8 protein-coding genes are annotated in these 9097 nt (G+C 69.6%); 4 read left to right on the top strand and 4 right to left on the bottom strand.

The features are described from left to right. Nucleotides 1–649: 649 nt before the first annotated feature. Both ACFYM2_RS23695 and ACFYM2_RS23690 read right to left on the bottom strand, forming a co-directional pair. Nucleotides 650–1396, bottom strand: a complete 747-nt coding sequence (locus tag ACFYM2_RS23695; RefSeq protein WP_388838877.1) for a GntR family transcriptional regulator — start codon at nt 1394–1396, stop codon at nt 650–652. Nucleotides 1397–2147: 751 nt separating this feature from the next. Then, entirely contained in the window at nt 2148–2426 is a 279-nt protein-coding gene (locus tag ACFYM2_RS23690; protein WP_388838874.1) for a hypothetical protein, read from the bottom strand. Between the two features lie 78 nt (nt 2427–2504). Here ACFYM2_RS23690 and ACFYM2_RS23685 point away from each other — a divergent pair, with 78 nt between their 5' ends. Continuing rightward, nucleotides 2505–3263 carry a GntR family transcriptional regulator gene (locus ACFYM2_RS23685; protein ID WP_388838871.1) on the top strand — a complete coding sequence of 253 codons (759 nt, stop codon included), beginning with the start codon at nt 2505–2507 and terminating at the stop codon, nt 3261–3263. A 485-nt stretch (nt 3264–3748) separates the two neighbouring features. Here the strand turns inward: ACFYM2_RS23685 and ACFYM2_RS23680 are convergent, their stop codons facing one another. After that, the gene (locus tag ACFYM2_RS23680) at nt 3749–4135 is read right to left on the bottom strand and encodes a hypothetical protein (RefSeq protein WP_359006900.1); all 387 of its coding nucleotides are present in this window, start codon (nt 4133–4135) and stop codon (nt 3749–3751) included. Between the two features lie 738 nt (nt 4136–4873). On the opposite strand from ACFYM2_RS23680, the gene ACFYM2_RS23675 reads away from it, so the two are divergent. Continuing rightward, on the top strand, nt 4874–5632 hold the full coding sequence (locus tag ACFYM2_RS23675; protein ID WP_359006902.1) for a GntR family transcriptional regulator: 759 nt from the start codon (nt 4874–4876) through the stop codon (nt 5630–5632). A gap of 190 nt (nt 5633–5822) precedes the next feature. Further along, a complete protein-coding gene (locus tag ACFYM2_RS23670) occupies nt 5823–6095 on the top strand; it encodes a hypothetical protein (protein ID WP_359006905.1) in 273 nt (90 codons plus the stop codon). Nucleotides 6096–6239: 144 nt separating this feature from the next. On the opposite strand, the gene ACFYM2_RS23665 is transcribed toward ACFYM2_RS23670, so the two are convergent. Further along, nucleotides 6240–6428, bottom strand: a complete 189-nt coding sequence (locus ACFYM2_RS23665) for a hypothetical protein (RefSeq protein ID WP_359006906.1) — start codon at nt 6426–6428, stop codon at nt 6240–6242. 229 nt (nt 6429–6657) lie between these two features. Between ACFYM2_RS23665 and ACFYM2_RS23660 the strand changes: the two genes are divergently transcribed. Next, nucleotides 6658–8754 carry a restriction endonuclease gene (locus ACFYM2_RS23660; RefSeq protein WP_388838867.1) on the top strand — a complete coding sequence of 699 codons (2097 nt, stop codon included), beginning with the start codon at nt 6658–6660 and terminating at the stop codon, nt 8752–8754. Nucleotides 8755–9097 lie beyond the last annotated feature (343 nt).

Raw genomic sequence — 9097 nt, 5'->3', positions numbered from 1 at the left:
GCTCCAGTACCGCCACGACGTCCTCAACGGCTGCCTCACCGGCACCGGCCTCCGACGCCAGCCACCATGACGACATCACGCATTCAAGGTCAGTAACTGCGTGACAACGCCGACGCACAGCGGCGCACAGCCGCGGACCTTTGCGGACCGTCCCAGCAGGTGAGAAGCACACCGGCCCAAGGTCGAGCGCCCCGCTAAGTTGCTTCGGGACGAAGAGGTCGCACGCCAATGCCTTCAGGCTGCCTTTCGTAACAGGAAGAGGCCCGGATCAGGATCCGGGCCTCTTGTCGTTCGGTTACGAATGGCTGCTAGTCGAGCGCCCCCGTTGGCCTCTGAAGAGGATCACAGACTGACATGGGTGTGAGGTCCGCAACCGCCAAGCGATGGCCGCGGCTTGTTGCTACGCGAAGGGTGGTTTGTAGGGCTTCGATCAGGGCCGCCGCCATGCGTTCAAGCGCCGGTCGCTCTGTCTGCTCGTCGCTGAGCAGCTCCACTCCACGGGCCACCAACTCAGCAGCCCTGCCGAGCTGTTGTGTTTCCGTCTCGTCCGCCAGGCGGGACAGGCGGCTGGCCGGGTCGTCGGTGCTCAGGAAGCACGGTTTGCCGTCCGGGCCCGACCAGGGCAGGAGGCGGAGCTCATCGTGCGGGGTCATCGTTGCGCCAGCCTCTCTGCCGTCATGCGATGGGTGGTGAAGAGGGCGTTGGCGCGGTCGCCGGGGAGGACGAGGTGGGCCGCTTCGGCCACGCGGCCCGTGATGTCGGTTGAGACCCGGGTGATTGCCAGGATGGCCAGCGCCGTGCTGATGCGCAGGGCCGCAGCTTCGCCCCGAGTCGGAAGGCGGGCGCCGACCTTCTCCTCGGTGTCGGCGAGTGCTGGTCGCCGCTCTGCCAAGCTCGCCTCGACCGATCCCCAACAGGGCAGCTCGGCTGATGTGTTGGCCGGTGCCAGGTCGCGCGGGACGTAGAAGCGGATCAGGCTGTGTGGCGAATCGCCCTCGTAGCCGACGCAGCGCAGTTCGGTCAGCGGGCTGTGGAGCGGCACCTTCAGTAGCGAGGCCAAGTCACCTCGCGCCCAGATCTTGGTGGTGCGGACTGTGACGCGGAGGGTCACCCTTGCGGCATCACGGTCGATGGCCATGTGGCCGCCGCCGACGTATGTGACCTGATGAAGACGGCGGCGCACGAAGTTTCCTTTGCCGTGGATCTTCTCGATGAGCCCTTCGCCCTGGAGGACCGACAAGGCGTTTCGAAGGGTTGGCGTGCTGACCCTGTAGTGGGCAGCGAGTTGGGCTTCCGAGGGAAGGCGTTCGTCGGGCTTGAGGCGTCCCGTCGTGATCCGGGCGCGTAGGTCGTCGGCGATTGCGTACGGGAGGGGCGGGGCGGGCCGGGTCACCACCTTGACGGCCCCCTCGATGTGATCAATCGAGTGTGGACGTACATCGTCAACTGTTCGCCTGACTCGAAGAGGGGCCGTTTGGCTCCACCTGGGAGTTGGCCGAGGTACGTCACACGGCACGGGCGGGCGCCGGTCAGGATGACGTCGCCGCATCGCACGTTGGTCGAGGTGATTTCGACAGGGGCCGTCAGGGAACGTCCGGAGGTCCAGTTCTTCACGGGGACACCCCGGCAGTCGTATCCCGGTCGGAGACCGTGTGGCACGAGCACGTGCAGGCCTCGTAGATCACGGGGACGTCGCTCGGCGCTGTTGTCGGCACAGAATGCGCGCACTCGCGGTGCTGTCCGACCCGGCACGGGCTCGATCGGTACGGGCTCGATCGGTACGGGGCTTCGAAAGTCCTCTGCGCTGCAAGAGACTGGAGGCGGCGGTATGGCATCAGAGGACCTCTGCCGAGCAGTAAGGCGTTTCGACCCGAGCGCGAAGGGCGAGCATCGTGGCGCGCTGCTGTGCTCGTTGCTCGGATGCCAGCAGGTACGGGCGGATTAGGGCCGTCTCCTCCCCGATCAGCACCTCAGTGTGCTTCTGTGGCTGCCCAGGGATCTGCGCCGCCCGGCGATCGCTACCAGCCGGGTGATTGGCCGTGGTGCAAACGGCAGTTGGGGGACGCCGGCGTTGCCGGCGCCTTTCTGAGAGCCGTTCGCTGAACCGCGATGCGGCGCTGCGGATGCCGTTGAACACGATGGTGCTCCTATCGCTGTTGGCCAGGCCCCGGGGCGTTGTCCGTCGCGGGGGCTGGCTTGCGTACGGCGGCCCATAACGTGCGACCGCCCAGGCTGGTGGCGAGAAGTCCGAAGCGGTCGGCCTTTGCGACCACGTCCAGAGCCTCCTGCCATGTCTCGGTGGGGAGGTGGTCGGGCACCTCCGCCTCGATCGCGGTCTGCCGTGCATGCTCCTCCACGCGCGTGGTGAGCCCGAGGGCGGAGAGTTGGGCGGCGATGGCCCCCGCGCTCACGTCTGAAGCAGGCACAGGGCAGCCTCCGTCACCGCTGATCACATTGAGTGAAGCTAGTTAACTAGATTAGAGCTAGTGGACTAGATTTTCCATATGCCTCAGCAGCCGCCCTATCTCCGCATCGCTGAAGTCCTTCGGCGGCGCATCGAGGATCGCGAGTGGACGCCGGGCGATCGGCTGCCCTCCCGCGCTCAGATCGCTCAGGAGTGCGGTGTGGGCGAGAACGTCATTCGTCGGGCGCAGGAACTGCTGATCTCGCAGGGCGTGTTGGAGGGGCGGGCCGGGTCCGGGACGTACGTCGCCGAGCCACGGGAGCGCGTGCGTGTGGTTCGCTCTGCGGCGCGCGAGCAGCCCGACGGCTCTCCGTTCCGCTCGGACATGCGGGCCCTGGGGCGTCAAGGTGGCTGGGAGAGCCGGACCGATGCCAAGGTTCCGGCGCCGGGTGAGATCGCGTCGCGGCTCGGTATCGCGGAGGGCGATCTCTGCGTTCGCACCGTTTACGAGTTCCTCGCTGACGGCCGGCCCGTGCAGCTCTCCACGAGCTGGGAGCCCTACGACCTCACCGCGGGGACGATCGTCGTCCTTCCCGAGGGCGGGCCGCACGCCGGAGCGGGCGTCGTGAACCGTATGGCCGAAATCGGGATCACGGTGGGCCATGCCGTGGAGCAGCCGGAGCCGCGGCAGGCCACCGCCGAGGAGGCGTCACTGCTCGGCATCCAGAAGGGTGCTCTCGTCACGCACATCCGGCGGACGTACTACAGCGATCAGGGGCGCCCCGTGGAGACGGCCGACATCGTCGTGCCCGCCGCGCTGTGCGAGATCGTCTACGAGGTTCCGATCAACCGGCAGTGACAGCGCGCTTGGGCGTAGTGCGGGGCCCAGCTGTGGGATCGGCACCGCGCATGCGGGCAGTGTCCGCCCATCCCGGCGGGAGGACGATGGTCGGCGGGTCTGTCGGTCTCTCTGGAACTGCCCCAGTCGGCACGTCTGGTGGGGTTGGGTCGATCGGCCGCACGAGCCTTTGGAAGCTTGCCCCGTGCCGGGGTTGTTCCGCTGACATCCAACGCCGACATCAACGGCCACGATCAGTGGCGTACCTTGGCAGTCTGAAGTGGCACCCGGGCGCAAGGCAGGCCGTAGCCGCGCCGGGACCGAGCGAACTTGTAAAGCGGGGGTCGTCGGTTCGAACCCGACAGGGGGCTCGTGGGTGAAGGCCCCCAGTCGAGGTTGGCTGGGGGCCTTTGGCATCCGTCCTTGACCGCAACGCGGCTGATGGCCTCGCGCTGGTGGCCTGCACTGGCAGAGTGCGCCCATTGCCGCGAGTTGCTGGCGTACTGTCACCGTCTTTTGCGGAGCGGAGGAAGGCCAACGCCGCTCGTCTCCATGCCCGTGGCCGAGCCGGGGTGAAAGTCCGCGACGACGGCCGGTGGTGGAGCGCCCAGGCTTGCCAAGCGGTGTCCGCGGAGTGCTGCTACGCGGAGAGCGCCGCCTAGGGCTTCGATCAGGGTCTCCGACACGCGTCGGATCTCCGCCTGGTTGATCGTGTTGACGGCGAGCAGGTCCAGAGCATGCCGCATCAACTCGTGGGCGAGGTCGAGTTGTACCGCTTCCACCTCGTCTGCCAAGCGGGACAGGCGGCCGGCCGGATTGTCGGTGCTCAGGTAGCAAGGTTTGCCGTCCGGGCTCGACCAGGGCAGGAGGCGAAGTTCGTCGGATGGGGTCATCGTTGCGCGGGACGCCGGTGGGCGCTGTTTGCGCTGCGGTGTGCGCGCACTCGCGGTGCTGGCCGACCCGGCACGAACTCGATCGGTACGGGCCGTCGAGAGCTCTCTGCGAGGCACGAACCTGGTGGTGGGGGAGGTGCGGCATCAGACGTTCCCCGCCCAGCGGTACGGCCTCTCGGTCCGAGAGGCCGCGAGGACCGGCGGCGCGTGCCGTGGTGGTCGCTCTGACGGCAGCAGATACGGGCGGACCAGAGCCGTCTCCTCGCCGGGCAGTACTTCGGTGTGTTTGTGCGGATGTGTAGCCGGCTGCGGCGCCCTGTGGTCGCTGTCTCGCAGGCGAAGGGCCTTGGCGGAATGGGCAGTTGAGGGGTGGCGGTGATGTCGGCGATGCCTGCCGGAGAGCCGTTCGCCGATCTGCGATGCGGTGCGGCGGATGCGGTTGAACACGCTGGTGCTCCTATCGCTGTTGGCCATGTCCAGGAGCTCGGCCCGGCATCGGGTCCGGCTTGCGTACGGCGGCCCAGGGCGCGCGGGGCCACGGAACTCCGCCACAGTCGCGCTCCGCGCCAGTGCGACATCTCTAGACATCCTCAGAATTCCGCTACCTCTCTAGAGATGTCAACCGCAGGGAAGGCGGGAGAGGTCGGCTCCTGTAGTGGTGCCGTGGTCACGCACAGGGAGCAAGCCCCCAAGCCGTGGCCTAGGCTGTCTAGAGAAGAGCGAGGGAGGCTTCCGGAGATGGTCAACACCGACGACGACCGTCGGCCCAAGTACCAGCGGATCGCGGATTTCCTGCGCGATGCGATCGAGTCGGGCGAGTACGGTCCCGGTGACCGGCTTCCGGGGGAGAACGAGCTGATGGCCGCGCACGGCGTGGCGCGCATGACGGCTCGACAGGCGCTGAGTGTGCTTCGCGACGAAGGCATCGCCGAGGCCCGTAAGGGTGCCGGTGTGTTCGTGCGGTCCTTCCGTCCGCTCCGGCGCCGTGGAATCCAGCGGCTTGCCCAGGAGCACTGGGGCAGTGGCCGTTCCGTCTGGTCCGCGGATACGGGTGATCGCGTACTCGAGGTCGATCAGCTGTCCGTCTCGGAGGAGCCGGTTCCGGCTCACATCGGCGCCGTCCTGGAGTTGGGCGAGGCCGAGGCTGTGTGCGTCCGGCGCCGACGGTTCGTCCTGGACGGGAAGGCTGTCCTGCTCGCCACGAGCTACCTGCCCATGACGTTGGTGGCCGGATCCGCCATCACTCAGGAGGACACCGGGCCCGGCGGCACCTATGCCAGGCTCGCCGAACTCGGTCTCAAGCCCGTGCACTTCCGCGAAGAGATCCGGTCCCGGATGCCTTCGAAGGACGAGGCGGCACGGCTGGGCATGGCCTCCGGTACGCCGGTCATCCTCATCTGCCGAACCGCGTACGCGGGTGAGGGGCAGCCGGTCGAGATCAACGAGATGACTCTCGACGCGGCCTCTTACGTCTTGGAGTACGACTTCGACGCGTGATCAGCCCGAGCGGTTCGAGGGCAGACTGGCGTCACTCCGCGCGTCTCCGCGCGTCATGATCCGTACGTCCTGGAGGGGGACTCGCATGTTCGGCAGTGGTAGGACTCTGAGCAGCTTCAAGGTCGGAGACAAGGTCACGGTCAGGGGGCCGAGTGACAGACCCCTGTATCACCACGGGTCACACGGGACCGTGGTCACCATAGGTACCAAGCGGGTCCACGTAAGGATGGACCGGGCCGCGTTCGAGAGTCACGACGGCGAGGTGGCGAACTTCCTGCCGGGGGATCTGGACCCCGGGCACGTCGGAACGCCCCGGAACTCGGACCGTATGAATGACGCCTTCGTGGCCGTCAAGTTGGCCGCCGGCGCCGATCTCGTGACCGTGGCGTTGGAGGCCGGGGTCATCACGGCCGAGCAGGGGGAGCAGATCAAGGCCGTGTGGGCGCGCCACTTGCAGGGCTGACGAGTGCGGTCACGGCCAGGGCTCACGTCGCACCCGGGGCGGGTTCGTGTCCGCGTGACAGCCGCCACGCATGGTCGTGGGCCCCGTGGACGGAGCTGTCCCGGGCCGCGCGCGTCGCGAGAGGCCTCGGCAGGTGACGGGCCGCTACCGCTTCAGCGCCCGATACCGCTTGAGGAGAGCCGTGAGCCGCTGCGGGTCCGCGCCGCCGTTCAGTTCGGTCAGGAGGTCGTCGGGACAGAGTTCGTACAGGTCGCCCCAGAAGCGGCGTCCTTTGTTGTCCCAGATCCGGTACCCGCCCGGCGCCCCGCGCGCCACGTAACGCCGCTTGCCCACGCTGTCATGCCCTCTCCCTGGCCTGTGGAGAGAGTACTTCGGTGGTGCCCGTGGTGTCGGTTTCGTGGTCATTGCTTCGCAGGCCAGAGCTATGATCGTTCGAGCGCTCTCGCCGGGCTGGGGCCCTGGCGCGACGAGTGCGGCACGTGCGAAGGAGTGTCCCGGGGCTGGCGAGTCCCGGGACACCTGCCTTTCGGGGCGCGGGGCGCGGGGAGAGGGGCGGTTGGGTATGAGTCGTCGGTCCAGTGGGCTGGTCGGGGTGTGGGCCGAGGCGCAGCGGCAGCAGCAGCGGCAGCGGGAGGCGCAGCAGCGGGCGGTGGTGCAGGAGGAGCGGCGGCAGCGGGCGTACGAGCGTGACCTCGCCCGGACGCAGCGCGAGCAGCAGGCGGCGTACCGGCAGGGTCGGGAGGCGGATGCCCGGCTGCGGACGCAGGAGCTGGAGCAGCAAGTCGCCGAGCTGGGCGGGCTGTTGGCGCAGGGGTGCCGGGCGGCGCCGTTCCGGGTCGCGGCGCTGACGCGACCGGAGGCCGTCGCGCCGTTCGAGCCCGGGCAGCTCGCGCAGCCCGTGACGATGCCCGACCCCGCGCACTATCAGGCCCAGGGCGGCTGGACGGCCGGGCGGCGGGCGCAGGCGCAGCAGGAGGCGCAGGCCAGGTACCGGCAGGACTGGGACGCCGCGCAGGCCGCCGAGGCGCACCGCGTACGCCAACTCGCCGCCTACCGGGCGCAGTACGACGCCTGGGCCGCCGCGCAGCTCGCCGAGGTACGCGCCCACAACGCCGGGCTCGCCCAGCTGGTGGACGCGCTGCGGGCCGGCGAACCCGAGGCCGCCGTCGACTACTTCACGGCCGCCCTGTACGCGTCGGGTGCCTGGCCCGAGGGGTTCCCGCGCCAGGTGAGCGCGGCCTTCGACCGGGGTGCGCGCCAGCTCGTGCTCGACTGGGAGCTGCCCGGCATCGAGGTCGTGCCGGAGGTCAAGTCCGTACGGTACGTGGCGAGTTCGGACACCGAGAAGGAGACCGCGCGGCCCGTCACGCAGCGGCGCGCGCTGTACCGGGACGCGCTCGCGCAGTGTGTGCTGCTCGTGCTGCGCGACCTGTTCGCGGCCGATGAGTTCGGAGTGCTCGAATCGGTCGTGCTCAACGGGTTCGTCGACGACGTCGATCCGGCCACCGGGCGCCGCGCCGAGATCTTCCTGGCCGCGGTGAGCGTGCCGCGCGCCACGTTCGCACGGCTCAATCTCGGGCAGGTCAGCGCGGTGGACTGCCTGGTGGACGCGGTGCGCGGGCAGCTGTCCGCCAAGCCCGACCAGCGCGCCGCCGTACGCCCCGGGCGCCGGCCCGCCGACGTGGGCAGCGGGGTGGTGTCGCACGGCGGCGGGGACGAGCCGGACCTGTTCACGATGGACCCCATCGCGTTCGAGGACCTGGTCGCCGAGCTGTTCCGTGCGCGCGGCATGCAGGCGCTGACCACGCAGCGCTCCAACGACGGCGGCGTCGACGTCGAAGCGCTCGACCCGGACCCGATCAGCGGCGGGCGGATCATCGTGCAGGTCAAGCGCTATCGCCATACGGTGCCGCCGACCGCCGTACGCGATCTGTACGGGACCGTGCAGGGGGCCGGGGCCAACAAGGGTGTCCTGGTGACCACGTCCGGCTTCGGGCCCGGGTCGTACCGCTTCGCCGAGGGCAAGCCGCTGACGCTGGTGTCCGGGGAGGAGCTGGTGGAGCTGCTGCGTCAGCACGGGTTGCGGGGGCGGCTCGGGGGGCCGGGGGGTGCGGGGGGTGCGGGGGCGCCGAGTGGTTCCGCCCAGCCGGCGGGGGGCGAGTCCGGGGGCGCCGAGGATTTCAATGTGCTCGGTATGACGTGGGCCGGGGCGGTCGAGCTCGACGTGTGCGCGCTGGTGTGCCGGGGGGCGCGGGTGCTGGCCGAGGAGCACTTCGTGTTCTTCAACAACCCGGAGAACCCTGGGAGTTCGGTCCGTATGGTGCCGGGGGTCGGGGGTGACCGGGCGGCGGTACGGGTGGTCTTCGACGCGTTGCCGGAAGGCGCGGACCGGCTGGTGCTGGTGGCGGCGGTGGATCCGGAGGCGAACCCCGGCCAGGATCTGGCGGGCTTCACCGAGGCGGCGATCTGCCTTCGGGACGGGACGGGGGGCGAGCTGGACCGGCTCCCCGTCTCGGACGGACGCCCCGGTGAAACGGCCCTGGTCCTGGGGTCGTTCCGGCGACGCGCGGGCGGGGACTGGGACTTCGTGCCGGGCGGGAAGGGGTATCGGGGCGGGCTGGGGGAGTTGGTGGGGGAGTACGGGGTGGCGGTGGCCTGAGGGGGGAGTGCGTGGTGCGTGCTGCGGTGTGCGGGGTGGTGCGGGCCGGCGCCGACCCCGCCAAGGGGCGCGGGGAACTGCGCGACCAGCCACGCACGGTCGGCAGCCGGGGTTCCTGGGGCTCCGCCCCAGACCCCGTTCGCGCTGAAGGCGCTCGCCCTCAATCGCCGGGCAGGCTGAAGTATGCAGGGCTGGCCAGCACGGGCCCCGCCAGGGGCGCGGGGAACTGCGCGCTCAGCCACGCATGGTCGGCAGCCGGGGTTCCTGGGGCTCCGCCCCAGACCCCGTTCGCGCTGAAGGCGCTCGCCCTCAATCGCCGGGCAGGCTGAAGTATGCAGGGCTG

It is taken from the genome of Streptomyces sp. NPDC006711, assembly GCF_042869775.1.
Classification (GTDB): Bacteria; Actinomycetota; Actinomycetes; order Streptomycetales; family Streptomycetaceae; genus Streptomyces.
This window is presented reverse-complemented; position numbering and strand designations above follow the sequence as displayed.